Source organism: Spirillospora sp. NBC_01491 (assembly GCF_036227065.1).
Taxonomy (GTDB): domain Bacteria; phylum Actinomycetota; class Actinomycetes; order Streptosporangiales; family Streptosporangiaceae; genus Spirillospora; species Spirillospora xylanilytica.
On sequence record NZ_CP109432.1, the window covers coordinates 3624563 to 3648536 of the forward strand.

Annotated in this window: 25 protein-coding genes, 1 tRNA gene and 1 pseudogene; 16 read left to right on the forward strand and 11 right to left on the reverse strand. The window is 69.1% G+C overall.

The features are described from left to right. Positions 1-33 precede the first annotated feature (33 nt). The 4 genes from OHA34_RS16845 to OHA34_RS16860 are packed head-to-tail and all read right to left on the reverse strand — an operon-like array spanning position 34 to position 3790. Positions 34-1335 (reverse strand): homoserine dehydrogenase, encoded by a 1302-nt coding sequence (locus OHA34_RS16845; protein ID WP_329522152.1) that lies wholly within the window; start codon positions 1333-1335, stop codon positions 34-36. Beyond that, positions 1332-2720 (reverse strand): diaminopimelate decarboxylase, encoded by a 1389-nt coding sequence (gene lysA, locus OHA34_RS16850; protein WP_285942137.1) that lies wholly within the window; start codon positions 2718-2720, stop codon positions 1332-1334. The genes OHA34_RS16845 and lysA overlap by 4 nt, the downstream gene beginning before the upstream one ends. Then, positions 2717-3406, reverse strand: a complete 690-nt coding sequence (locus OHA34_RS16855; RefSeq protein ID WP_329522153.1) for a DALR anticodon-binding domain-containing protein — start codon at positions 3404-3406, stop codon at positions 2717-2719. The genes lysA and OHA34_RS16855 overlap by 4 nt, the downstream gene beginning before the upstream one ends. A 21-nt stretch (positions 3407-3427) precedes the next feature. Then, a complete protein-coding gene (locus OHA34_RS16860) occupies positions 3428-3790 on the reverse strand; it encodes a response regulator transcription factor (RefSeq protein WP_285942800.1) in 363 nt (120 codons plus the stop codon). Positions 3791-3918: 128 nt separating this feature from the next. Between OHA34_RS16860 and OHA34_RS16865 the strand changes: the two genes are divergently transcribed. Beyond that, a tRNA-Arg gene (locus tag OHA34_RS16865) sits at positions 3919-3993 on the forward strand. A 53-nt stretch (positions 3994-4046) separates the two neighbouring features. Next, positions 4047-4547, forward strand: a complete 501-nt coding sequence (locus OHA34_RS16870; RefSeq protein ID WP_329522154.1) for a hypothetical protein — start codon at positions 4047-4049, stop codon at positions 4545-4547. 12 nt (positions 4548-4559) lie between these two features. Here OHA34_RS16870 and OHA34_RS38520 read toward each other — a convergent pair. From OHA34_RS38520 to OHA34_RS16880, 3 genes and pseudogenes are all read right to left on the reverse strand, one after another. Further along, positions 4560-5840 (reverse strand): annotated as a pseudogene (locus OHA34_RS38520) (recombinase family protein); the annotation flags it as partial. Between the two features lie 193 nt (positions 5841-6033). After that, complete coding sequence (locus OHA34_RS16875) at positions 6034-6762, reverse strand: hypothetical protein (RefSeq protein WP_329522155.1); 729 nt, start codon at positions 6760-6762, stop codon at positions 6034-6036. Between the two features lie 73 nt (positions 6763-6835). Then, the gene (locus OHA34_RS16880; RefSeq protein WP_329522156.1) at positions 6836-7381 is read right to left on the reverse strand and encodes a hypothetical protein; all 546 of its coding nucleotides are present in this window, start codon (positions 7379-7381) and stop codon (positions 6836-6838) included. Between the two features lie 179 nt (positions 7382-7560). On the opposite strand from OHA34_RS16880, the gene fxlM reads away from it, so the two are divergent. Then, on the forward strand, positions 7561-8775 hold the full coding sequence (gene fxlM, locus OHA34_RS16885) for a methyltransferase, FxLD system (RefSeq protein WP_329522157.1): 1215 nt from the start codon (positions 7561-7563) through the stop codon (positions 8773-8775). Positions 8776-8782: 7 nt separating this feature from the next. Here the strand turns inward: fxlM and OHA34_RS16890 are convergent, their stop codons facing one another. Beyond that, positions 8783-8992 (reverse strand): DUF397 domain-containing protein, encoded by a 210-nt coding sequence (locus OHA34_RS16890; protein ID WP_329522158.1) that lies wholly within the window; start codon positions 8990-8992, stop codon positions 8783-8785. After that, complete coding sequence (locus OHA34_RS16895) at positions 8992-9828, reverse strand: helix-turn-helix domain-containing protein (RefSeq protein ID WP_329522159.1); 837 nt, start codon at positions 9826-9828, stop codon at positions 8992-8994. The genes OHA34_RS16890 and OHA34_RS16895 overlap by 1 nt, the downstream gene beginning before the upstream one ends. Before the next feature lie 127 nt (positions 9829-9955). Between OHA34_RS16895 and OHA34_RS16900 the strand changes: the two genes are divergently transcribed. Further along, positions 9956-10408, forward strand: a complete 453-nt coding sequence (locus OHA34_RS16900; RefSeq protein ID WP_329522414.1) for an ATP-binding protein — start codon at positions 9956-9958, stop codon at positions 10406-10408. Between the two features lie 140 nt (positions 10409-10548). Next, positions 10549-11127, forward strand: a complete 579-nt coding sequence (locus OHA34_RS16905; RefSeq protein WP_329522160.1) for an NUDIX hydrolase — start codon at positions 10549-10551, stop codon at positions 11125-11127. On the opposite strand, the gene OHA34_RS16910 is transcribed toward OHA34_RS16905, so the two are convergent. Continuing rightward, positions 11090-12466, reverse strand: a complete 1377-nt coding sequence (locus OHA34_RS16910; RefSeq protein ID WP_329522161.1) for a hypothetical protein — start codon at positions 12464-12466, stop codon at positions 11090-11092. The genes OHA34_RS16905 and OHA34_RS16910 overlap by 38 nt on opposite strands. Positions 12467-12662: 196 nt before the next feature. Here OHA34_RS16910 and OHA34_RS16915 point away from each other — a divergent pair, with 196 nt between their 5' ends. Genes OHA34_RS16915 through OHA34_RS16945 form a run of 7 tightly spaced genes read left to right on the forward strand, consistent with a single transcriptional unit; the run spans position 12663 to position 18445 of the window. Beyond that, a complete protein-coding gene (locus tag OHA34_RS16915) occupies positions 12663-13061 on the forward strand; it encodes a hypothetical protein (protein ID WP_329522162.1) in 399 nt (132 codons plus the stop codon). A 40-nt stretch (positions 13062-13101) separates the two neighbouring features. Next, a complete protein-coding gene (locus tag OHA34_RS16920) occupies positions 13102-14190 on the forward strand; it encodes a glycosyltransferase (protein WP_329522163.1) in 1089 nt (362 codons plus the stop codon). Then, positions 14187-15068: an aminoglycoside phosphotransferase family protein gene (locus OHA34_RS16925; RefSeq protein WP_329522164.1), complete on the forward strand. Its 882-nt coding sequence runs from the start codon at positions 14187-14189 to the stop codon at positions 15066-15068. Before OHA34_RS16920 ends, OHA34_RS16925 begins: the two co-directional genes overlap by 4 nt. A gap of 25 nt (positions 15069-15093) precedes the next feature. After that, a complete protein-coding gene (locus OHA34_RS16930; RefSeq protein ID WP_329522165.1) occupies positions 15094-15834 on the forward strand; it encodes a glycosyltransferase in 741 nt (246 codons plus the stop codon). Positions 15835-15870: 36 nt separating this feature from the next. Then, on the forward strand, positions 15871-16770 hold the full coding sequence (locus OHA34_RS16935) for a PIG-L deacetylase family protein (RefSeq protein WP_329522166.1): 900 nt from the start codon (positions 15871-15873) through the stop codon (positions 16768-16770). Beyond that, on the forward strand, positions 16767-17384 hold the full coding sequence (locus OHA34_RS16940) for a hypothetical protein (RefSeq protein WP_329522167.1): 618 nt from the start codon (positions 16767-16769) through the stop codon (positions 17382-17384). The genes OHA34_RS16935 and OHA34_RS16940 overlap by 4 nt, the downstream gene beginning before the upstream one ends. Beyond that, positions 17381-18445: a glycosyltransferase gene (locus OHA34_RS16945; RefSeq protein WP_329522168.1), complete on the forward strand. Its 1065-nt coding sequence runs from the start codon at positions 17381-17383 to the stop codon at positions 18443-18445. The genes OHA34_RS16940 and OHA34_RS16945 overlap by 4 nt, the downstream gene beginning before the upstream one ends. An 8-nt stretch (positions 18446-18453) precedes the next feature. Here the strand turns inward: OHA34_RS16945 and OHA34_RS16950 are convergent, their stop codons facing one another. Beyond that, positions 18454-19509 carry a phosphotransferase gene (locus OHA34_RS16950; protein WP_329522169.1) on the reverse strand — a complete coding sequence of 352 codons (1056 nt, stop codon included), beginning with the start codon at positions 19507-19509 and terminating at the stop codon, positions 18454-18456. 566 nt (positions 19510-20075) lie between these two features. Between OHA34_RS16950 and OHA34_RS16955 the strand changes: the two genes are divergently transcribed. The 4 genes from OHA34_RS16955 to OHA34_RS16970 all read left to right on the forward strand — a co-directional run bounded on the left by OHA34_RS16955 (position 20076) and on the right by OHA34_RS16970 (position 23971). Beyond that, complete coding sequence (locus OHA34_RS16955; RefSeq protein WP_329522170.1) at positions 20076-20465, forward strand: pilus assembly protein; 390 nt, start codon at positions 20076-20078, stop codon at positions 20463-20465. Further along, complete coding sequence (locus OHA34_RS16960) at positions 20462-20908, forward strand: TadE/TadG family type IV pilus assembly protein (RefSeq protein WP_329522171.1); 447 nt, start codon at positions 20462-20464, stop codon at positions 20906-20908. The genes OHA34_RS16955 and OHA34_RS16960 overlap by 4 nt, the downstream gene beginning before the upstream one ends. A gap of 61 nt (positions 20909-20969) precedes the next feature. Further along, positions 20970-21365, forward strand: coding sequence for a pilus assembly protein TadG-related protein (locus OHA34_RS16965; RefSeq protein WP_329522172.1), 396 nt, complete (start codon positions 20970-20972; stop codon positions 21363-21365). After that, positions 21362-23971, forward strand: a complete 2610-nt coding sequence (locus tag OHA34_RS16970) for a BTAD domain-containing putative transcriptional regulator (RefSeq protein WP_329522173.1) — start codon at positions 21362-21364, stop codon at positions 23969-23971. Before OHA34_RS16965 ends, OHA34_RS16970 begins: the two co-directional genes overlap by 4 nt. The last annotated feature ends 3 nt before the right edge of the window (positions 23972-23974 follow it).

Here is a 23974-nt window from a genome sequence, read left to right on the forward strand (position 1 = left end):
GCGAATTGTATGGCCCGGAACGGCGGTTTCGGGCTATTCCTCGCCCTCGACCCGCATGACGCTCGCCACCTCGCGGACGATGTCGAGCCGCCGCAGCCCCTGCACGGTCGCGCTCAGCGCCGCGTCCGGGGCCCGGTGCGTCACCACGACGAGCTGCGCGTCCTCGCTCAGCCCCTCCTGCCGCACCGCCTGGATCGACACCCCGTTCCGGGCGAACTCCTCGGCGACCGTGGCGAGCACGCCGGAGCGGTCGGCCACGTCGAGCTGGACGTAGTACCGCGTGATCGTCTCGCCCATCGGCAGCACCGGCAGCCTGGCGTAGGTGACCTCCACCGGTCCCGGCGTGCCGCGCGCGAGGTTGCGGGCCACCGCGACCAGGTCGCCGAGGACGGCCGACGCGGTCGGGGCGCCGCCCGCTCCGGCGCCGTAGAACATCAGCGACCCGGCCGACTCGGCCTCGACGAACACCGCGTTGTAGGCCTCGCGCACGCTGGCCAGCGGATGCGTCCTGGGGATCATCGCCGGGTAGACGCGGACCGAGACGCCGCGGCCGTTGCGCCCGCCGGCCTCCGGCACCCGCTCGCAGATGGCCAGCAGCTTGACGACGCAGTCCATCTCCTTGGCGCCGGCCACGTCGGCGGGGCTGACCTCGGTGATGCCCTCGCGGTGCACGTCCGCCGCGGTCACCGGCGTGTGGAACGCGAGCTGCGCGAGGATCGCGGCCTTGGCGGCGGCGTCGAAGCCCTCCACGTCCGCGGTCGGGTCGGCCTCGGCGTAGCCGAGGGCCTGCGCCCCCTCCAGCGCCTCGTTGAACCCGGCGCCGTGCGCGTCCATCTGGTCGAGGATGTAGTTGGTCGTGCCGTTGACGATGCCCAGCACGCGCTGCACGTGGTCGCCGACCAGCGACTCGCGCAACGGCCGCAGCAGCGGGATCGCGCCCGCCACCGACGCCTCGTAGTAGAGGTCGGTGCCGTACTCGCGGGCCGCCGCGAACAGCGTCGCGCCGTCCTCGGCCAGCAGCGCCTTGTTGGCGGAGATGACCGACTTCCCGGACTTCATCGCCTCCAGCATCAGCGTGCGGGCCGGCTCGATGCCGCCGATCACCTCGATGACGATGTCGACGTCATCGCGCGTGACCAGGGCCCGCGCGTCGGTGGTCAGCAGTGCGCGGTCGACGCCCGCGCGGACCCGGTCGGGACGCCGCACGGCGACCCCGGCCAGCTCCAGCGGGACACCGACGCGCGCGGCCAGGTCGTCGGCCTGCTCGCGCAGCAGCCGGACGACCTCGGTGCCGACGACGCCGCACCCCAGCAGCGCCACCCGCAAAGGTTTCACGCTTTGACCTCCGCATCGAGCCGCAGCAGGTCGTCGCCGGTCTCCCGGCGGACGATGACCCGCGACCTGCCGTCCCGGACCGCCACCACGGCGGGCTTGGGGACGAAGTTGTAGTTACTGGCCATTGATCGACAGTACGCACCGGTCGCAGCGACCGCCACCAGGTCGCCCGCCGCAAGATCTGCGGGCAACCACACGTCACGGACGACGATATCCCCGCTCTCGCAGTGCTTGCCGACAAGCCTCCCGAGCATCGGCTCGGCGTCGGACCCGCGGCTGGCCAGCACGCACGTGTACTCGGCGCCGTACAGCGCGGTCCGCAGGTTGTCGCTCATGCCGCCGTCGACCGACACGTACGTGCGCAGCCCCTCGACGTCCTTGACGGTGCCGACCTCGTACAGCGTGACCCCGCCGGACCCGACGATCGCCCGGCCCGGCTCCACCGTCAGCCGCGGCATCTGCAGCTCGTACGACCGGCACTCGCGCCCGACGATGTCGCGCAGGCTGTCGGCCATCGCCTTGGGGTCGATCGGCTCGTCCCCCGACGTGTAGGCGATGCCGTAGCCGCCGCCGAGGTCGAGCTCGGGCAGCTCCAGCCCGTGCTCGTCCCGGATCGCGACCAGCAGCTCGGCCAGCCGGTGCGCCGCGACCTCGAACCCGTCCGCGTCGAAGATCTGCGACCCGATGTGCGAGTGCAGCCCGACCAGCTCCAGCTGCTTGAGTTCCAGCACCCGCCGGACCGCCTCCAGCGCCGCCCCGGAGTTGCGCGAGAACCCGAACTTCTGGTCGTCGTGCGCGGTCGCGATGAACTCGTGCGTGTGCGCCTCGACCCCGGTCGTCACCCGCACCATGACCTTGGGCCGGACGCCCGCCCGGTCGGCCAGGTAGCCGAGCCGCGCGATCTCCTCGTACGAGTCGAGCACGATCCGCCCGACCCCGACCTCCAGGGCCCGCTCCAGCTCGGCGACCGACTTGTTGTTCCCGTGCAGCGTGATGCGCTCGGTGGGGAACCCCGCGGCCAGCGCCACGGCCAGCTCTCCCCCGCTGCACACGTCCAGCCCCAGGCCCTCCTCGTGCACCCACCGCGCCACGGCGACGCACAGGAACGCCTTGCCCGCGTAATGCACGTCCCCGTCATGGAACGCCGCCGCGTACTCCCGCGCGCGCGCCCGGACGTCGTCCTCGTCGTACACGTACAGCGGCGTGCCGTACTCCTCGGCCAGATCCCGCACGTCGACGCCGGCGATGCTCAACACACCGTCGCGCCTGGCACCCCGGGGCCACACCAGCGGTTCCAGGGCGTTCAGGTCCTCGGCCGGCGGCAGCGGGTGGTCTTCGGGCAGGACGTCGGCGTGCCGGGGTCCTGCCGGGTGAACGCGGCTCATACTCGCTCTCTAGGGGTCTCACCGATCATCTTCAGGCCGTTTCCCAAGGCGGTGCGCGCGGCCCCGGCCAGACCGACCCTCGCCGCGTGCACCGCCCCGGGTTTCTCATCGCCCTTGGGCAGCGCCGGACACCGCTCGTGCACGTCGTGATAGGCGCCCGCCAGCCGTTCCAGATGCCCCGCCAGCGGCCTGGCGTCACACTCCCGCTCGGCCTGCGCCGCCCTGCCGGGCAGTTCGCCCAGCGCCTTCAGCAACTCCAGCTCCTCGCCCAGGTATCCCACCGGGGCCCCGGCCCGCACGCCCAGGCCCTCGGCCCACCGCCCGACCCATCCGGCCCGCGCATAGGCATAACGCACGGCGAATCCCGGATTGTCGAACGTCCGAGGCCATTCGGCCCAGCCGCCCGGGGGCACCGCGGCCATCCCGTACGCGTCATCGATGCGCCCGACCAGCGCCCCGGGCTCGACCCTCACCCGGACGAACCCGCGCGAGGTCACCTCACCGCCCACCCGCCCGGCGATCATCCGCGGATCGATCCCCAGCCGCAGCGCGACCGGACTCTCGTAGACCCCCGCGCCGGTACAGCTCACCGCCACATCCGCGGGCACCGGCACGTCGGCCTCGCCGCGCGCCACGGCGTCCCGCACCGCGGCCACGAGAGCGGCGCCCACCTCGGCTGGAGTCACCCTCGCGAGACTAGCTGACCACTATCTGGACACCGTCGCGAGCTTGCGCACCGTCTGGATCAGCTGGTTCGGATCGAACGGCTTGGTCACATAGGCGTCGACGCCGATCTCATGCCCCCGCCGCACATCGTGCTCCTGGGCCCGCGCCGTGATCATGACCACCCGGATGTGCCGCGTCCCCGGATCCTCCCGGAGCCGGCTCGCGGTCACCCACCCGTCCAGCCGCGGCATCATCACGTCCAGCGTGATCACGTCCGGCCCCACCTCGCCCACCCGGTCCAGGCAGTCCCGCCCGTCCACCGCGGTGAACACCTCGAACCCCTCAAGCTGGAGGTTCACGGCGATGAGCTGCCGGATCACCTCGTCATCATCGACGACCAGCACGCGTCCCAGTGGCTCGGTCACGGCCACGAAGTTAGCCGACTCCCCCCACCCGCGCACGCGGAACGCCCAGGTGCACGCAACCCCCGCAACCCTGGTAACCTTCATCTCGCGCCGAAACACCGGCGCGGGCCCCCTTAGCTCAGGGGATAGAGCAACGGCCTCCGGAGCCGTGTGCGCAGGTTCGAATCCTGCAGGGGGCACCACACAAAGGGGAACGGGTGACGGTTTCATCGTCGCCCGTTTTTATTTGCCCGAATTGTTCGAGAACTTCGGTCGCCGTGCGCTCTTGCTGACCGAGCGTAACATCGGACAGCGTCACCTGACACTCAGCGACATCCGTCCGCTTGTCATAACGGACGTCCAACCGGAACGCCTCGAACAACCGCCGAAGCACCGGCTCGGGAGCCTTGCTGAGATCGACCGCTCCCGCCGGAAGCAGGTCCAGAAGTTCCGGACAGGAACGTGCGGGGCGAGCATTCTCGACCGCGGACAACTCAGCCAGCCGGGCATTCCGCTCGGCGCTCAGCACCGCCGACCGGGCCCGAATATCACGCATCAGTTGCTCATCGTCTTCCTCAAGGCTCTCAAGGCTTCGGACGAGGCGTGTCCGTCGAGCCTCAGCATCATCGATCGCCAGGCGCAGGGATTCGGCTCTCGCCTGATGCTCCCGAGCCTCCTTGTCCATGGCACCTTGCAGAGCACTGTCGAGCCGCACTCGGCGACTCGGACCGAAAACGTTCACCGTGAAGAACTCTGATATCCCGTCGAGCAGGTGATCTTCTCGAACCCACAGGCTCTTCGGATGCCCCGGGGGATTGTGCGCGGCACCAGGCTGACATGCATAGTACGTCGTGTCACGGCGCGTCTTCCCGAACATCCGCCGCCCACACATCGCGCACTTGATGAAAGACCGAAAGCAGTACACACGATCTCTTTCGACGCACGCGCTGTTCTTGCCCGGGGCGCTCCGGGACCGCTCTCGCCTGGCCGCCACCTGCTGAGCGGCAACGAAGACCTCGATGCCGACCAGAGGCTCATGAGTGGGCTTGCTCGACCACACCCACGCCTCCGGCGGATTGTGCTTACCGCCGTCGGTCTTGGTGGCCCTGCGGTTCCAGACCATGTACCCGGTGTTCTTCGGGTTCACCAGAACGTCTCGCACCGAAGACGTGGTCCACCGGCCTGCAGCACGCCCAGGATCCACCGGCACGGGCGGCGGGTTGAGCAACAAGTCCCTGTTGAGCCGATCGGCGATGTCGGAGTACCCGAGGCATCCCCCCACCCGCAACTCATAGATGCGCCCGACCACCGGGCCCCGTACCGGATCCGGGGCCAGCGTGTGCTTCGAGGCCCCCTCCGCCCGCCTCGCCGGCACCGGATGCGGAATCTTCCGCGCCACATACCCATAAGGCGGCTTGCCCACGTTGTATCCCTGGTCGGTGTGAGCTTCGAATCCGCCCCAGGACTTCTCCAAGAGCTCCAGGACATACCACTCGGCCACGCCCTGTTTCACACGTCTCGTGAGGACCTGCGACGCGCGCTTCCCGTTGAAGACGATCGGCTCGTCCGCCGCGAGAAGCAGTACGCCCGCCTCTTCGAGCTTGTTCTCGATCAAAGTACCGATGTAGGTGCGGCGAGAGATCCGGTCGATCGACTCGCAGATCACCGCATCGAACCGACGGTCCGTCCGCGCCGCCTCTTCAAGGAGGTCCTGGATTCCCCCATCACGCGGAACGGGGATGACCATATTCTCGTGCCCGCGCCCCCGGCCTCGGGCGGCCAGTTCCTTTCGTCCAGACTCGATGTCGTAGAAATGCGCCACGATCAAGGCGTGATCGGGCAGCACTCCCCTGCAATTGTTGAGCTGCCGAGGGATCGACAGGGTGGGATCCTGCTGATCCTCCGTGGAGGTGCGGCCTGCGAAGGCGAGCCGGAGCGGCCCGGTGGTCTTGTATCCGCCTCCGGGGCCGGTCAGTCTCTTTCGCCCGGTCGTCCGGGATCCCGACCCGAGCGCGTCGAGCGGGATGGGGGCGAGCTGGCCTCCGCCCATTTCAGTACCTCCTTGATCGCTTTGGCCTGTGCGTGTTCCAGCGGTTCGCCCGCGTCCTTTCCGGCTGCGATCACCGTCCAGACGAAGCGTGGCGCCGACCTCTCACCGTGTTGGCCGAGCCGACCGGCCGCACCGGACATGAGCCGTCGGGGCTCGTCCGGCGCGGCCGGGTGCGGCACCGCTTTGCTGTCGGTCACCGTCCGTCGGTGGGAGGAGCAGCACCTGGGGCACGTCCTCCGCCCCGCCGGGGTCGGACCGTGCAAGCGCTGGTGGCGGTGTGGGCTGCGGCGTCGGCGTTCTGGCGTGCCGCGAGGTGTCGTGCCCGGTCCAGCAGGATCAGCGGGCGGTCCATCGGGTCGTCGCCGGGATAGGCAGCCAGTGCGTTCTCTTGGGCGCCCCAGGCGTCGGGAGAGTCGATTCGGGTGAGGACTTGGGAGCGGTACATCAGCATCTCGGCCTCGGGGAAGTCCCAGAAACGTTCGTCCGGGCGGGCCGGGGTGAGGTGGTCGAACAGGCTCTGGGCGTGGTCCAGGGCGGTGCGGGCCTGCTGCTGATGGCCGGGAAGGGCGGCGTGTGCGCGGGCTGCGAGGCCGGCCAGTTGTGCGGCCGGTGCGGCAGTGGCGTCTCCGAGGTCGCGGCGGGTGTCCTCGGCGATCTGGACGACGCGGGCGGGGTTGGGTCTGGTGGCGTAGAAGGCGCCCATGGCCTGGGCCATGGCGGTCCAGTACTGCTGGGTGAGGTCGCCGGAGTGGCGGGCGTATCCGGCGGCGGTGTGCAGCCATTCCCGGGCCGGCCGGTCTTGGCCGAGGTCGGTATGCAGTGCGCCGACCAGGCCGCACAGCCGGGCGGCGGTGCGGTTGAGATCGCGTTCGCGGGGATAGGAGCGTGCGAGGTCGGCGAGGTCGGTCAGATCGGGCGCCATGTGGCGCAGGAGCGTTCCCGGTGCGGTGGTGCCGTAGGCGGCGACGTGATCGGCGGCGATGGCCTGCCAGCGGTCAAATCTCGCCCGTGGGCAGGGTGTGGCGCAGATCGGTGTTCATCCGGGCCCGGACCTGGTCGAGTGCTTCGGGGGGCAGGGCGGCGGCGAGCGGCGTCACCGCTGCGATGGACAGGAACTGGCGACGTTCCACATCGTCCTCCTCTGGCGACGCGACCGGCTGCGAGGTCGGAGTCTGCGAGATCAGCGTAACCACGGGATCGTCGTCGACGGCTAGCCCCAAGCGCTCCAGTGTGGTGCGGAACCACAGAGCGAACAACGGCCGGTAGACCGGGCCGACGCCTTCGCGGTCGTTCTCCCACCGCGATAGCTGCTGGCAGTTCGGGGAGGGCGCACATGGCGTTCCCAGGTCGGCGGCCAGCCCTTGAAGTCCACGGGCGACCTCGGCTTGGGTGTCGCCGCTGGCCAGCCGCCACGCCATCAGCAGCGTGGGGCACTGCGCCTGGTCGTGGATGGCCTGGACCAGGCGCCATGGCGGCCATCCTTCGCTGGCGGCGGTACCGCGCAGGCCCGCCGCGATCTTGTCGCGCTTGCGCGAGTCCACGCCTGGACGCTAACACCGGCTACCGTCCGCGCACAGGCGATGGCCGATTGCGGGTCACTGGCAACCGGGTTGCGGGCGTTCGGCAATTTCCCGGCTGCCGGGCCTGGGCGAGGCTCGAACCGCACGAGCCCCTGAACGAACCCCGCCTCACGAACACCTCCACTTACTAGGGTGATCGCATGACTACAGTCCGAGACTCTCGCGATTTCTCGCCCCAGTTGCGGGCGGCGATGGTGAGCGAGCTGCGCAGCATGGGCGCGATCACCTCCGACAGGGTCGCTCAGGCCGTCGCCGCGGTGCCGAGGCACCTGTTCGTCCCCGGTCAGCCCCTGGAGGCGGTATATGCCGCCGACCATGCCCTGGTCATCAAACGCGACCCCGATGGCGCGGCCACCAGCTCCCTGTCCTCGGCCCACATCCAATCGGTCATGCTGGAACAGGCCGAGATCGTCCCCGGAATGCGCGTCCTGGAGATCGGCAGCGGAGGCTACAACGCCGCCCTTATCGCCGAACTGGTCGGTGAGACCGGCGAGGTCGTGTCCATCGACATCGATCCGGAGATCACCGAACGTGCCCGCGCTTGCCTGGACTCGGCCGGCTACGAGCGGGTCAAGGTCGTTGTGGGCGACGCCGAGCACGGTGTGCCCGGCGAGGACGCCTTCGACAGGATCGTCGTCACGGCCGGGGCCTGGGACATCCCGCCGGCCTGGCGGACGCAGCTCACTGCGCGCGGTCGCCTGATCGTCCCGTTGAGGCTCAAGGGCGTCACGCGGACGATCGCGTTCGAGGCCGACGGTGAGGGGCTGGCCAGCGTCTCCTATCTGCTGTCGGGGTTCGTGCCCATGCAGGGCGACGGGCAGCACCATGAGCGCGTCCTGGCCGTCGGCGACGACGAGTCCTGGGGTTTGCGCGTCGACGAGGGCGCACCGGACTTCGACGCCGCCGGGCTGCGCGCCGCGCTGGTGCACACGCGGGTGGAGCGCTGGTCGGGGGCGGCCTTCGATCTGCCCGACGAACTGGAGCTGTTCCTCCTGACGCGCGGCGGTCCGCACATGGTGATGCTGCACGCGCGTCAGGCGCTCGTCGAGCAGGGCGTGTTCGCGCCCTCGGCGCTGCGGGGCGTCCCGGTCCTGGTCAGCGACGACGGTTCCTTCGCCTATCGGATCAAGCGTGAGAACCCCGACGTGGGCGGCTTCGAGAGCGGGGTGATCGCGCACGGTCCCGCGGCCGGGCAGGTCGCCGACGAGTACGTGGACCTGCTGCGCCACTGGGCGCGCGACCACCCTCGCCGAGGCGCCGCCACGATCGGCTACATCCCCACCGGTGGCCCTACCGAGCATGCCGTTGAGGGCATCCCCAAGCGGCACGGCACGGTCGCGATCACCTGGTGCTAGCGATGCCTCAGATCAACTCGTGCGAGCCAGCTCTCACATCCCGCATGAACGCGGCCCACTCCGCCGCCCCGAAGCCGAGCCGCGGCCCATCAGGGTCCTTGGAGTCCCGCACCGCCACCACTGCAGCGAACGGGGCGACCTCCACGCAGTCAGGGTTACCACCTGAGGAATAGCTGCTCGTGCGCCAGCGGGGGGGACCAGCCTTGTGCTTGATCATCACGTTTCCTTCGCCAGCCTGGACAGCAGGTCCAGGCTTCGCTCCACGGAGAGTGCTGCATCACGTACGCAGCCCCACGTCAGGTTAAGGCGATCGACCGCACCCGGATCCTCCAAATACACAGCTCCGGCCTGACCTTCGACATAGGGAAGATCAGGGTCGCCGTCGTCGAAGGACAAGATCACGAAGCGGCCGTCGTTGCCCGCGTGCGCACCCCGGTCGAACGGCAGGATCTGCAAGTCGATATGCGGGCGCCTGGCCATCTCAGCGAGATAGGTGAGCTGGCCACGCATGACATCAGGGCCACCCACCTGGCGATGGAGCACCGCCTCGTCCAGGACCGCAGCCAAACGAGGAGGCCGCTCGCGCTCCAGGAGGGTTCTGCGGAGCAGTCTCGCCCTCACCCTCCGGTCGATCACCTCGGCGGAGTCTCCACGCATCCGGGCGACAGAGCCGATAATGGCCCGCGAGTACGGCTCGGTCTGCAGCAAGCCGGGGACGGTCGACTCCTGCCACGTGCGGATGTGGGACGCCTCGTCCTCCGCCTCGGCATAGAACGAGGGCAGCACGTCGTTGTAGGCCGCCCACCAGCCGCCAGGCCCGCTCTCGCCGGCGAGCTGCAGGAGCCGCTCCTTCTCCGGCCCGTCGACCTCATAGTGCTCGAGGAGCTGCCGGACGAGGTCGGCAACGTCCTTGGTCTTCGCGGCTTCGATGCGGCCGACGGTGGGCTGGCTCCAGCCCAATGCCGAAGCAACCTCGCGCTGGCTGAGACCGCGCTGCTTGCGCATGGTCTCCAGCTCGCGCCCGAGTCTCTTGCGGTGCCGAATCGTCGCCATGCGTTCATTCTCCCAGCCAAGCGGCCACAGCAGCCTGATCTACTTCGGACAAGATTCTGTGTATCAGATCTTGTGATCTTGAATAATTCAGGCGCATGCTGTCGCTAATCAATCTCGGAGAGTGACGATGATGGCACAGCATCCGTCTGCCCCCACCAGAGAACGCTCGATCGCGATCCTCACCCATGAGGTCGCCGGCGACGCCCAGCAGGTCAGCGGAATCCGCGCGCTCGCGCGGACAGCCCTGGCCCAGCATCTCCCGAACCTTCCCGATCTGCCCGACTTGATCGACGACGTCGAGATGGTGCTCTCGGAGCTGGTCGGCAACGCAATCCGGCACACCTCATCCGGCCGCGGCGGGACAGTCCGCACCACGATCAAGTTCACCCCCGGCCGCCGAGTGCGGATCGAAGTCGCCGACGACGGCGGCGCAGTCTCCCTCCCCCGGATCGGCGAGATCGACCGCGACGCGATCGGCGGACGTGGTCTCCAGGTCGTCGACAAGCTCGCAACCACTTGGAATTTCAGGGCCACCCGCGAGGGCACCACCATCTGGGCCGAGCTCACCGGCCAGCCCTGAAAAGACTCGGGCGTGCGACCTCGAGCGCGCACCCGACGCGCGGCGGCCCCACGAAGGGATCCTGCCCCGGCCCCCTTGAAGGGGGCCGGGGCGCAACCCGGCGGCCGGATGGTCCCGGAGGCGCTTGGTAGCGTCACATCGTGACGACCCGCGATGCTCCATCCGAACGAACCCGCTGGACCATCCACGGCGAACGGCCTGTGGACGAGAACCCCCATATCCGCCTGTCGATCGCCCACGTCGAACTCCCCAACGGCGTCCAGTTCGATCAGTACGTGATCCGTATCCCCCGCTGCGTCATGACCGCGGTCCTGGACGACGCCGGCGAGAACATCCTGCTGATCTGGCGGCACCGGTTCATCATCGACCAATGGGATTGGGAGGTCCCCGGCGGCTACGCCGACCCTGGAGAGGACCCCGCGGCAGCGGCGGCCCGAGAGGTCGAAGAGGAAACCGGATGGCGGCCGAAGAACCTTGAGTTCGCCTTGAGCTTCCAGCCCATGATCGGGTCCGCTGACGCGCCGCAGGACCTGTACATCGCGCGAGGCGCCGACCTGGTCGGCGAACCCCACACCGATGAGGCCGAGGCCGTCCGCTGGGTGCCCCTTCATGAGGCTCAGCAGCTCATCGCCTCCGGCAAGATCTTGGGCGCCGCGACCATCATGGGCGTTCTGCAGGCGATCACGGCGCGTGCAGCCGCTCCCCCGCATACTGCGTGAAGGCCGCCACGACGGGCTCTGCGCAGTACGGCTCTAGCGCGCGGTGCACCTCGCCGATGTAGCGGTAGACGCGCTGGGACGAGATCCCGCCAGCCAGGTCGACGGCTCTGCGGCCCTCCACGCATGCCTCCTCGACCTCGCCCTGTACCGCCAGCGACTGGGCCAATATCGAGACGTTGAAGACTTTCCCCCGCCGGTAGGTCGGGTTCATGGCCAACGACTTGAGCGCGTACCGCTGCGTCTCGGCGCCGTTCTCGAGCTCGCGGAAGCAGTGTGCAATCCGCGCGGCGTAGTACGCCTCGTCGAAGTAGTCGAGCCACTCAGGTGAGGCGTCACCACTACCCGTCTGGTCGTAGGTGGTCTCGGCCCTGGTCAGCGCAAGCGCGCATGCTCGCGCCTGCTTCTGGGCTGCGTACCCGTGGGCCTCCATCACCTGGCACTCGGTCATCAAAACCGGCATGCCCGCCCGGCCCGCGGCGACTTGGCCCGCGCGGGCCAAGTCCACGGCGCGATCGGGCAGCGCGAGATAGTGCGCCTGCTGACTCATCGCGGCGAGAATCTCCCCGCCCAGGCCCTGGTCGCCTGCATGCCGGGCCATGCCGAGCGCCTGGATGAGGTAACGCTGCGCCATCCCCTGGCGGTCCAGGTCGTGATGGATCCACGCGGCAAGCTTCGTCAGGTCCGCCGCGGCGCTGAACAGCCCACGGCGGACCTCCTCACTACACCGGGCCTCGCGCAGCAACGGGACGACGCGGCTGTGCAGGTAGTCGGCCACGGGGCTACGGACCTGCCCGCCCCCCAGCCGGTTGTCCAGCACCCGGAACGCAGAGGCGACCTGCCGGATTTCCTCGACTTCCGCGGCGCCGATCCGCCGCCCGCCCGCCGGCGCGGCCGGTGAGGTGTCCCAGGGGCCGACGAGCCACCGCAGAGCCGCGGACGCGCATGCAGCGGGATCGACGTCGGAGCCAAGGATCCGTCGGCGGCCTCCCCGGTCCGCTTCTACCAGCGAGTTGAGCACATCGACGCCACCCCCCTGGCTGGTTGATATCTCCAGCCCGACGTCTCCACTGACCTCCCGAGTCCGCATGCCTGCCTCGGCGGCCGTGATCTGGCGGCCGAGTTCGACGCTGAGGACCTCGGCGATGAGGTCCGGAGCGGGGTCTCGGGGTAGTTCGCCTCGCAGCCATCTGGCCACCGAGGAGTGGTTGTACCGCAGGGCCGCAGATCCACGGCGTTCGCCAAGCCGCACCACCCGGCTCGCCAGGCCCTTTTGTGACAGGCCGACCTCGGCCATCAGCTCGGCGAGCCGGCGGTTGGGCTCCTTGCATCTGGGCGCCATCGTCTGCCTTCCTTCCCTGGTGCCCTGCCCCGGCCCGGTCCCGAAGTTTCGCATGAGCGGGGGAGTGCGTTGAAGGGCCGCGCTCCCGCGCACGCCCCCACCCGCACGCCCCCACCCAGCTTGCACGCAACCGCTCCGCCCGTACGCCTTATCGCCGGGCCCACACCTTCGCTTCGCTATCCATCCAGGAGGCGAAATGACGACGACCACGCAACGTGCCCAGCGCCAACGGGTGGTGACGCAGTTCCACCGGGCGGCCCAGGCCGCGCACGCGATCGCCGACCGCCACCACCAACCGACCACGGTCCAGGACGAAGCAATGATCCACCCCATCCACCAGTTCACAACCCGCCGAAACGAAGACTGCTGGGAGGCCCAGCCGACCTACAAAGTCACCGAATTCATGGCGTGCGCAGGCTGCCGCATGACCGTCCGCGCGGACACGTTCGCGGACCTGGAACTGGTGTGCATGGTCCAGCGGATCAAAGCCGGTGTCGCCCGCGCCTCCGAGCAACTCGGGGCCGAACAGGCGCAGCCCGAAAACACCGTTCCCGCCTACCGTTCCGGGGCGGCGCAGTCTCAGGCCGGCTCGTGAGGCCCTGGCAGTTCCTCGCCGACATGGCCCCGCTGTACGAATGGGGGTGCGCAGTGGCGAGCCCTGCGGTAGATGCATCCTGCCTGCCGCCGGGTCAGTGGGATCCGCGGTCGGCGTACCAGGCGCAAGCTCAACCATACGGCGCAGGTCACATCGGACGTCTCGATCGGCGGCGGTGGTCTCTCCCGTCCACCCGTCGACCGCTCCACCGACCAGAGAAGACGGTGGTCAGCTCGTGTACGCATACGGTCTGTGTGTCGATGAGGGGTACCTCCTGCCGTCACTGGTGACGATCGCTTCGCTGGCGGACACCCTCAGCCCTGCGGCACGGCGGGAGGTCGCGGTGCGGGTCCTGACCCTGGATCTGTCCCGTGGCCATGCGGCTACGATGGCCGACCTGGCCCGGCGAGCCGGGTTCGGGTCGTTCGATCTCGCGTGGTGTCGTCCCCTCTGCCAGTCGCGGTTGGTCGATGACTCCTACATCACCATCACCACTTACCTGCGCTTCCAATTCACGCCCGCGTTCGTCGGCCGTCCCTATCTGATCTATCTGGACGCCGATGTGCTGGCGCTTGGCGACGTGTCCGGTCCGCTGGAAGGTCTGGAGCAGGGGCAGCTGGGTGCGGTCGCCGATGAGTTCAACCCGGCCGTCGGGCAGTGCCCGGCGCTGCCTGGGCTCGTCGACCGGTGGCCGGCGCTACGGGGCCGTGCCTATTACAACGCCGGGGCGCTGTGGGCGCCGACGGCAATGCTCGGACCGATCCGTAACGGAGTCGAGTGGGCCCTGGTCAACGGGAGCGAGTTCATCCTCCACAACGATCAGGACGCGTTGAATCTGTGGCTGCTGGCCTCGCCGGTCGTGCACCCGGCCTCGGGCGTCTTCAACCGTTTCGAGGTGGGCCGCTTCCTGGAGCGCGGCGACTGGGTCCGCCGGATAGTGGAACGACCATTGCATTCGACCGGTGCTCGGCTGGTGCATTTCGTCGGCCCTGTCAAGCCGTGGCTGACCTCGTGCCCGATCACCGAAGACGTACGGCTGTACCGCTCGCATCTCACGCAGACCGTCCGCCACCTCCACCGCCTGGGCGATCTCGGCATCGAGGTGGCCACCGGCGGGAGGCCACGATGACGCGCCTGGAACCGAGCCCGGCGATCGCCCTGGCCTGCCGGAACCTCCTGTCGGCAGACGTCACCCAGGCCAGGTGCCTGTCGCAGTCGCCCCAATCGTCTGTCCACCGGGTAGTCCTTCACGACCACCGCGCGGCCATCGTCAAGCTGCACCGGGGTGAGTCGAGGTGGAAGGCGATCAAGGAGCGGAAGGCGATGGAAGCGGTCGCCGCTCACACAACGCTGCACACCGCGGGGCTCCTGGCGTGCGGCCCTGTTCCCGGGCACGACACCACCGCCTTGATCACCGCAGACCTCGGTGAGGCCAGCCTGAGCCAGGCCGCAAGAGAAGGCACTCGCTCTCGGTCACAGGCGCTGGGACTCCTTGGCGTCGTGTTGGCGCAGTTCCACCAGCTCCCGGTGCGGTGCGGGCTGCGAGTCACCGCTGGCTGGTCCTTGGAGGCGCAGGTGATCGCGCTGCGGCGCCGCTGCCCAGGGCCACTGCTGGCGGTGGTCGGGCCGGCGTTGTTGCGGGCGGTGGAGTTGGGCGTGGGGCGGCTGGTGTGGTGCCACGGTGATCTACACCTCGACAACGTCCTTCTGGTTCCCGACGCGCGGGGGGACGGCTTGCCGTATGTCATCGACTTCGAGCAGATGGTCCCTGCTGTCCCCGAGTACGACATCGCACAGAGCGCAGTCACCAGTGATGCCCTCGACGGTCACGAGCTGGCTGAGATCACCGCCGGGTATGGGGAGCCCCTGTCCGCCGAGCTGGTGACCGTGTTGATCGTCTTTCACGTGTTGCAGGGCTGGGTGTACGCCGCGCTCACCGAGGGTCGCGACACCCGCCTGTGGGCTAACCGCCTCGACATCGTGATCAACCGATGCGCCGCGCGTTGACGGCCAGCCCGAGAGGAGTATGACGATGGAAGATCCAGGATTGGTTCTGTCGGTGGTGATCCCGGCCTTCAACGAGGCCGAGTACCTGCCGGTCTACCTGCCCACCGTCATTGAATCCCTGCACCGGTGGGAGCGGGTGAGCGGTGCGCGCGGCGAGATCATCGTGGTCGACAACGCCAGCACCGACGCCACCGCGCAGATCGCCACCGAGTTCGGGGTGCGGGTGGTCAGTGAGCCCGTCCGCAACATCGGCCACGTCCGCAACACCGGAGCGACGATCGCGACCGGCCAGTACCTGTTCTTCACCGACGCCGACGTGGCGCTACCCCCCGCGGGGATCGAGACGGCGATGCGGAACCTGTGCTCGGGAACCTGCACGGGCGGCGCGATCCCGCCCCTCTACTTGTGTGAACGGCTTGGCGCGCGGCTGCTGTGTCGCTATTGGGACTGGTACCGCGGCCGCCACGGCGGCGCCCAGGGCGTGGCCCAGTTCTGCACCGTCGCGGCGTTCACACAACTGGGCGGGTACCGGACCGACTTGTACATGAGCGAGGACGTGGAGTTCTTCTCCCGGCTCCGCGCCCTCGGCGACCGCATGGAGCAACCGGTCGTGGTGGTGGAGGAGCTGCGGGTACGACCGTCCACCCGCCGCTACGACCAGTGGCCCACCTGGCGGATGGTGTGGTGGCAAAACCCGATCACCGCCCGACTGCGGCTCACCTCCCCGCGTTTCTGGCGGCATTGGTACGACACCACCGTCCGATAGGCACCCACCCGCGCAGACCATCCCCTTGGAGGTGCCGTGCAGCAACCACCGCTGCCCGTCCCCGATGCCACCGGCATTTACGGCTTTCCCGACGATCTTCTACAGGCCCACCGCGTGTGGCAGGACTGGCTGTCGGCCCGCCAGCGTGCCGGCAACGACACCCTGATCGAACTGGAGGCACCGCATACCGGTGCCCGGTTCCTGATCGAGGAGCGGAGACCGTCGGGCAGGCCGGTGGTGGCCATCGAACCCCATCACGACGACCTGGCGTTGTCGGCTGGTGGCCTGTTCCTGACCCGCCCGGTCCCGCTCACCGTGATCACCGTGTTCACCCGGTCAGCCAGCGTGCACCCCGATCTGGAACCGGAGCACTCGTCCGTCGAGATGGTCTCGGCGCTGCGCGAAGCTGAGGCGCGGCAAGCGCTGCGGCCCCTGCGGGCGACTGCGCACCTACTCGGCCACAAGGACGCCGATCCTCCGTACCGCCGATACTGCGAGGCCGACGTCGGCGAACTTGTCGACGAACTCGCGTCTATCCTCGCCGATCACGGTGACGCCGAGCTGATCGCCCCGGCCGGGGTCACCCGCCATCCCGATCACCTGTTGGTGCACGAGGCGGCGCGGCGGGTGGGATGCCGCTGGTTCTGGGACGACGTGGCGTTCTGGCCCACCTACGCCCTGTCCGCTGACGACCGTCACCTCTTCGACGCCCGCGTCGGTCAAACCCTCACCCCCGAACTGACCGACATCACCGGCGTGCTGCTCGACAAGCTGACCCTGCTGTACATGCATGGCTCGCAGATGCAGCCGCTACGCGCGATGTATCGGCCATTGCGCTACGCCTGGACGATCGCCGCGCAGCTCCCTGGCCGCCAGCACCGCGCCGACGCCGCCGTCTTCGGCGAACGGCTCTACCGGCTCAGGCCGTCGACGTGATCATCGCAGCCCTGGAGGGTCCCTCGTATGCGGGGAAAAGCACGGCGATCACGCTGCTGCGGCCGACGCTGCCAACCGGCACGGTCATGTTCGACTGCTACGTCCAGCAGATCAAGTGGGCGGCAGACATCCCCCCAGCCCGGACGCGCAGCGCCGCCGAGCAATTGGCCGCCTTCGAGGTGTTCATGGCGATCGAGGCCGATCGTGTGAAGCATCTCGCCCACATGGCCGCGGAGCAGCGGATCGACCTGGTGATCGCGGACCGGTCGGTCGACACGCTCCTGGCCCACGCCCACGCACTGGACCACCTCTACGGGTTCGGCGTGTACGCCCAGGCCACTGACCGCCTGAAGAGCCTTCCCCATCTGACACCGGATCGTACGTTCTACCTCGACGCCGACCCCGACACCGTCCAGCTGCGCAGGCAACGCCAGGGCGACAGGGACGATTACTTCCTGCACGACCGAAGTTTCCTCGCTCACACCCGCGACTATTTCCTCGGCCCAGCCCGGTCACCGATCGCCCGGCAAGTGATCCCCATCGCGGCGGGCACGATTCCGGCAGCCGAGATCGCCTGGAAGATCGGTTCGCTGCTCGGGCCGGTCCGGCGATGAGCGGTACCCAGCGGGGCACCGTCATGTTCGCGTGGCGCCGCACCCCTCCCCCCTTCCTGATCGGCGGCGCCGAGGTCTCCCAGCAACTACTCGCCCGCGAATTCATCGCCGCCGGATGGACGGTGGTCTACCTGGGTTCCCACGAGACCCCCTGGAACCAGACCTGCGAAATGGCCGCCATGCGGCGTCATCTGGACACGATGAACATCACCTACGACCACCGGCGGGAACCGGCGGAGCTGCGGTACCGGTGGAACGGCATCGACTGCCGGTCGGTGCCGCAGACACGGCTCGCCGAAACGCTGCGCGTGACCCTGGCCGAACTCACACCCAACCTGGTGATCACCTCACAAGAGGGCTCCGGTGAGCTGGCCGCCTCCGCCCGGTATCGCGCGCCGGTCGCGGGCTGGCTGCACTCGGTCTCCAAGAACGGGTTGGACGTCCTTGCAGGTCGGCCCCGGTACGCACTGGCGACCTCCAGGTTCGTCCTGTCGCGCACTCCCGCTACCCAGGCCGCGGTGCTGTTCTACCCCCCGTTCACCCCGGTCAGCGTCAGCCCGCTCCTCAACCCGCCCGGCGGCGACGTGCTGATGGTGAACCCGGTGCCGGCCAAGGGCTCCGCCATGCTCCACGAGCTGGTTCAGCGGCTTCCTGACCGGCGCTTCACTCTGGTAGAGGGCTGGTGGGACACCGCCGCCGAGTTCGCCGACTACGCCAACGTCACCTACGTGGGTCGCACTTACGACATGGACCCGCTGATCGCGGCGCACCGGCTGCTGCTGGTGCCCTCCATCGTGGAGGACGCCTTCCCCCGCGTCATCATCGAAGCCGGGCTCGCCGGACTGCCCACCATCGGCTCCACCCGCGGCGGCATCCCCGAAGCGATCAGCGGCGGCGGGCTACTCGTTCCGCCCGATGACGCCGCAGCGTGGGCCACCGCCATCCGCTCGCTGCACGGCGCCACCCTCACAACCCTGGGCCGCCGGGCCCGCAGCCGGGCAGAACCGCTGACCCGCGCCTGCCTGCCCGAACTGGCCGCGGCCGGAGTGATCCCCGGCTGACCCATGTCCTACCGCCTGGTCGCGAACGCGTCCTGCACCTCGTCACGGTGGCCGGTCCACCACTCCAGGAGCGACTCACCCGGCCCCCACAGATCATCGCAGCTGTGATCATCGCGGTCGTAATGGAACTCCAGCACCCAGTAGTCGGTCAGGCGCTTCCACCACAACCGCTCAACCGCATCAGCCAGGTCACACTCGGCCAGGTCGATCACCGTCCGGTAGCCCGCCGCGAACGCCGCTACCCGCTCCAGATCCAGCCGCCCGTCTTCACCGCCGAACTGGACCTGGGCGGTACGGGCGACCTCCTCGGCGTAGGGGCGGACTCCGATCCGATCCCAGTCCAGGACCGCCGCGACCTTCCCATCACGCCACAGAACGTTGCGGTGCTGCATGTCGCCGTGCGTCCACCCGAACGGGCCCTTAGGCATCTCGTCGCCAGGCCGATGTGACCCGTACTTGTTCAGAAGGATCTTGCGCTGCTCCAGCAAGCGCACCGACATCAGGTCGAACGATCGCGGTGAATCAATCCCCGCGATGTGGTCCAGGAACCGGTCGGCCGCAGCCACAGCGGAATCGGGCTCGGTCACCTTGGCCCGTACCGTCGCCGACCGCTCCGGCAAGACCGTACCCACCTGCCCCAGCGCTTGGTGGATCGTCGCGAGCAGAGCCCCGAGCGCTCCCACCTGATCCACTCTCAGATCGATGCCTCGGAGGTGAGCACCGTCCACCCACGGGAACAGGCAGTAGCCCTTATCGCCGACCGAAACCACCAAGTCGCCGTCCATTGCCGACTCTGGCGCGCAGACTGGAACACCCGCTGTGGCCAAGGCTCCAAGAACACCTAGGTTACGACTGGCTCTTGGGAACGGCACGTCGATGATCTGCTTCAACGCGAAGACGCCACGGCCGGCCTCCACACGCCAATTACGGTTCATCAACCCCTCGGCGAGATACCTGATGCACCGGACCTCACCCAACCCGAAAGCGTCCACCAGCACCGGAAGATCACCATCAACGCTTCCGGCGCCAGCATCTGTCCCAGTGTCAACGGCCCCAACGGTCACCCAAAGCAGGGTACGCCACAGAGGGCCGGCGCAGACGGGCCTCTGTGGCCAGCCGTCCTCGCCAGGTCCTGCCGGGTCCGTACCTTGCGTCGCACGTGATCGGGGCTCGGAAGCGTCCTGATCGCCTGACCGTCGGCACGATTAAATCCGCGGACCTCGACGCGGCGGTGCACACCACAAGGGCCGCACCGACCCGCCTCTCGAACGTCCAGTCTCTCCGCGGTAAGGGCACTGAGGCAGCTCCGGCCGGCCCTCGCCCGGCGGAAGCGCTCCGAGGTAGTCTCAGGTTTTCTACCAGAGTTCGATGAGACGCTCTTCCGAATATGATCACCGGCAGTCCCAGCCCATCCACGCCTCCACGCCGCGGTACTGCTGGTCGCCGTCACCGCGCTCAACCACCGTGAACGGCTCCGCGCCGGCCGCCGCGAAGATCCCGAGCGAGGTTCGGGGACGGTCGAGACGATCATCATCGTCGCGGGGTTCGCGGGCCTGGCCTTCACCGTCTACCTGGCCGTCCAGGGCAAGGTCGAGAGCTGGATCGGCAAGATCCCGGGGGCGTCGGGACCATGAGATCCCGCCTCGCCGCGCTGCTCCACGGGGAGGACGGTTCGGCCACCGTCTCGATCGCCATCGTCTTCCCGGCGGCCGGCGTGCTGTTCCTCGCGCTGGCCCAAGCGGTCATGGTCTCGGTCGCCCGTGACGTGGCGCTTGCCGCCGCCGAGGAAGGCCTGCGCACCGCCCGCGGACACGAAGGCACACCCGCCCAGGGCCACGCCGCCGCGGCCGACTTCGCGCGCCACGAACCGGTGCTGCAATCCCCGTCCGTGTCGGTGAGCGGGACCACGACGGTCTCCGTCCGCGTCTCCGGACGGGCCCCGTCCGTCCTGCCCGGCGTCCACATCGCCGTCAGCCAGGCGGCCCACGGTCCCCGCGAACGCTTCACCACTCCGCAGTGACCACGACCGCCCGCAGTGCGCCCAAGCCTCCCGCCCGGGAGGCAGGGAACGCGGTCGTGGAGATGGCGATCCTCGCGCCGCTGTTCGTGACTTTCCTGGCCGGGCTCCTGGTCGCGATGCGAATCCAGCACGGCGGCGCCGTGGTCAGCCAGGCCGCCGCCGACGCGGCCCGCCACGCCTCCATCGCCCGCACCGCTGCCCAAGCCCGCACCGAAGCCACCACCGGCGCCCTGTCCACGCTGCGCGACCGTGGCCTGCACTGCACCCCGGACGTCGCGCTGGACCTGTCCGGCTTCGCGCGACCCACCGGCCAGAACGCCACTGTGACCGCGAAGGTCACCTGCGCCGTCCGGCTCGCAGACATCGCCCTGCCCGGCCTACCTGGGTCCCGGACCGTCACCAAGACCCACCGCTCGCCCATCGATCCCTACCGAGGCCGCTGACCGTGAGACGAACCCCGCCACCTCGCCGTCCGGGTCACGTCGCCGCCTGGCTGGGGGACGCGTGAGCGTCTTCGCGATCGTCATCTCGCTGGTCGTGGTGCTGTTCTTCGGCGCGGTCGTCGACTTCGAGCAGAAACTCGAAGCGCGCCACGATGCGAGCACCGCCGCGCAGGAGGCGGCACGCGCGGGCGCCGGCCAGCTCGATCTCAGCAACGCCTACACCCAAGGCCGCTTCAGGGTCGGGCGGTCGGACGCGGTCCACGCCGCGCAGAGCTACCTGCGGACCGGCGGCTACACCGGCTCGGCGACCTCCGACGGCGCCCGTTCAATCCGGGTGCACGTCACCGTCACCCGCCCGGCCCTGTTCCTGCCCTTGATAGGGATCTCCACCCTGACCACCGACGCCGTCGCGACCGCCGATCTCACCCACGGAGTGGAAGGCCCCGAACGACCATGACCCGTCCCTTTCTCCCACGCGCCGCCGAGATCGCGCGCGGCCTCGGAGCGCTCCTGGTCCTGGCCCTTCTCCTCTTCGCCCTTCCCATCGGCCTGTACGCGGTAGCCGGGTCTCCCATCCCCGAACACACTCCAACGCTGTCGCAGATCACCGCGGCGCTGATGCAGCGCGACACCGACAACGTCCTGTTCCTGGGCGCCGTGCGGCTCATCGGCTGGGCCGCCTGGGGGCTGTTCGTGCTCACGATCTGCGCCGAGGCGGCCGGGTATCTCGTCGGACGCACCACGCCGCGGCTTCCTCGTCCCGTCCGGCCTCTCCAGTACATCGCCCGCGATCTCGTCGCCACGGTCGCGTTGAGCTTCGGCGCAGCCGCCACCGTCACCAGCCCCTCGGCATCCGCCCACAGCACCGCCGTCGGCACCGCAGAACATCCCGTTCCCGGGGCTCCTATCCACTCGGCCACGGCCGAACCTCGGCCGCAACAGCACGGCGCCAAGGCCCCCGGCCGGGGCGCACGTGTCATCAAGCGCGGCGACACCTTGTGGGGCATCGCCCGCCGTGAATATGGCTCCGGGACCCGCTATCCCGAGATCTTCGAAGCCAGCAGGAACATCCCCCAACCACCGGGATTGCCGCCTCTCACCGATCCAGGCCGACTCCACCCGGGCCAGCATGTGCACATCCCTCGCCCCAGCCCGCCCCGGACAGCCGGGCCACCACCAACCGGCTCCCGTCCGCCCCGTCCCGCCCCCGCACCGAACGGTGCAACGGCCAGTACGACCCCGGGCACTCCCACTCCATCGCCGCCCAGCGAACCTGCAGCCGAAGCCAGCCCCGCACCGGCTGACGCTCCACCGCCATCAGATCCTGACGGCCACGAGCACGGCCTGCCGTTCGCCGTGACGCTGCCCAGCGGAACGCACATCGGCCTTGGGCTGGCCGCCGCGCTCAGCGTCGCCCTGGCCACCACCCGCCTACACCGCCGACGCCGCCGCCCCACCTCCTGGTCCAGCACCAGCACACCCGAACCCACACCACCAGAACCCGTCGCCACCATCCACAAAGCACACCTGGACACCTACGCCGCCAACGACGAGCCCATCCCCACCGACGCCGAACTCGTCACCGCCGACCGATCCCAGCCGTCCCCCGACCGGATCACTCTGGGCAACCGCGACCAGTGCCCCATCACCCTGCCGGTCCCCGGGCTTCGACTCGGCCTCACCGGCGAATCAGCCCTCGACGTGGCGCGGGCCATCAGCACCGAACTCCTGGCCAAAGCCAGCCGCGACCGAGTCGAACTGGTCATTCCCGAACCCGACGTCCACGCCCTGTTCACCGACATCTCCGAATACGCCGCGGACCTGCCCGGCCTCACCCTCACCCCGTCCGCCACCGCGGCCATCACGCATCTGGAAACCGAAGCACTCCACCGCGCCCGACTGCTCTACGACACCGACTCGGCCGACCTTCCCAGCCTCCGCACACTCGAACCCGCCGAACCACTTCCCCGCCTCGTCTTCATCGGCTCCGTATCCGAAACCGCCACCCGCGTGCTGGACACCCTCGTCCAACTCGGACACCGCTACGACATCGGCGCCGTCCTCCTCGGCCCCTGGCCCACCGCAACCACACTGCACCTCAACCACGAAGCAACCATCACCAGCGCCGACGGACCCCACGCCGAACGCCTCACCGGCACCCGCATGTTCCGCCTCACCCGCCACGACGCCGACGCCGCCCTACGCACCATCCGAACCGCCACAGCCACCGCCACCGAGCCGCAAACCGTCGAACCACCCACGAGCCGGCCATCAACCAGCCCCATCCCCGTCCCCCCGCCCCGTGCACCCGACGAGGAGCAGAAGGCCGCCGCCATCCAGTTGCGGCTGTTCGGCCCTGTCCAACTGCGTACAACCGACGGCCCCATCAACACCGGCCTACGCCGCAGCGCCCGAGCCCTGCTCACCTACCTCGCCCTGCACCCCAACGGCATCACCCGCGAACAAGGAACCACCGCGCTCTGGCCCGACCACGACCCGAACGCCGCAGCCGCGCTGCTCCACACCGCCATCAGCAACATCCGCAAAGTCCTGCGCGACTCCACCGGGCTACGCGAGCCCGCCTTCGTCATCCACACCGCCAGCCGATATCGACTCGACCCCGACCTCATCGACGTCGACCTCTGGAACCTCACCACCACCCTCACCCAGGCACGACAAGCCAACGACGACGCCCAACGCGCCCACACCCTCCAGGCCGTCACCACCCTCTACACCGCAGACTTCGCCACCGACCTCACCCACGAATGGGCCGGGGCCCACCGTGAACACCTCCGTCGCACCGCCATCGACGCCCTGGTCCACCTCGCGCAACTCACCCAAGTGACCAACCCCGAACAAGCCCTGGCCACCCTGGAGCAGACCATCCACCACGACCCCTACTCCGAAACCCTCTACCAACACCTCATCCGACTCCAAGCCCAACTCGGCCGCCCCGACGCCGCCCACCGCACCTACCGACTCCTCTCCACCCGCCTCGCCGAACTGGACACCGAACCCAACGACCAAACCCACCAACTCATGTCCGACCTCACCCACACATGAAAC

What these genes read in the sequence shown, in the direction of transcription:
- OHA34_RS16890 (WP_329522158.1), bottom strand. Translation starts at nt 8,992, where the DNA reads ATGATCAAGCACAAGGCTGGTCCCCCCCGCTGGCGCACGAGCAGCTAT.
- OHA34_RS16955 (WP_329522170.1), top strand. Translation starts at nt 20,076, where the DNA reads ATGAGATCCCGCCTCGCCGCGCTGCTCCACGGGGAGGACGGTTCGGCC.
- OHA34_RS16910 (WP_329522161.1), bottom strand. Translation starts at nt 12,466, where the DNA reads ATGGCGCCCAGATGCAAGGAGCCCAACCGCCGGCTCGCCGAGCTGATG.
- OHA34_RS16925 (WP_329522164.1), top strand. Translation starts at nt 14,187, where the DNA reads ATGACGCGCCTGGAACCGAGCCCGGCGATCGCCCTGGCCTGCCGGAAC.
- OHA34_RS16915 (WP_329522162.1), top strand. Translation starts at nt 12,663, where the DNA reads ATGACGACGACCACGCAACGTGCCCAGCGCCAACGGGTGGTGACGCAG.
- OHA34_RS16875 (WP_329522155.1), bottom strand. Translation starts at nt 6,762, where the DNA reads ATGGCGCCCGATCTGACCGACCTCGCCGACCTCGCACGCTCCTATCCC.
- OHA34_RS16895 (WP_329522159.1), bottom strand. Translation starts at nt 9,828, where the DNA reads ATGGCGACGATTCGGCACCGCAAGAGACTCGGGCGCGAGCTGGAGACC.
- OHA34_RS16945 (WP_329522168.1), top strand. Translation starts at nt 17,381, where the DNA reads ATGAGCGGTACCCAGCGGGGCACCGTCATGTTCGCGTGGCGCCGCACC.
- OHA34_RS16970 (WP_329522173.1), top strand. Translation starts at nt 21,362, where the DNA reads ATGACCCGTCCCTTTCTCCCACGCGCCGCCGAGATCGCGCGCGGCCTC.
- OHA34_RS16920 (WP_329522163.1), top strand. Translation starts at nt 13,102, where the DNA reads ATGGGGGTGCGCAGTGGCGAGCCCTGCGGTAGATGCATCCTGCCTGCC.
- fxlM (WP_329522157.1), top strand. Translation starts at nt 7,561, where the DNA reads ATGACTACAGTCCGAGACTCTCGCGATTTCTCGCCCCAGTTGCGGGCG.
- OHA34_RS16900 (WP_329522414.1), top strand. Translation starts at nt 9,956, where the DNA reads ATGATGGCACAGCATCCGTCTGCCCCCACCAGAGAACGCTCGATCGCG.
- OHA34_RS16930 (WP_329522165.1), top strand. Translation starts at nt 15,094, where the DNA reads ATGGAAGATCCAGGATTGGTTCTGTCGGTGGTGATCCCGGCCTTCAAC.
- lysA (WP_285942137.1), bottom strand. Translation starts at nt 2,720, where the DNA reads ATGAGCCGCGTTCACCCGGCAGGACCCCGGCACGCCGACGTCCTGCCC.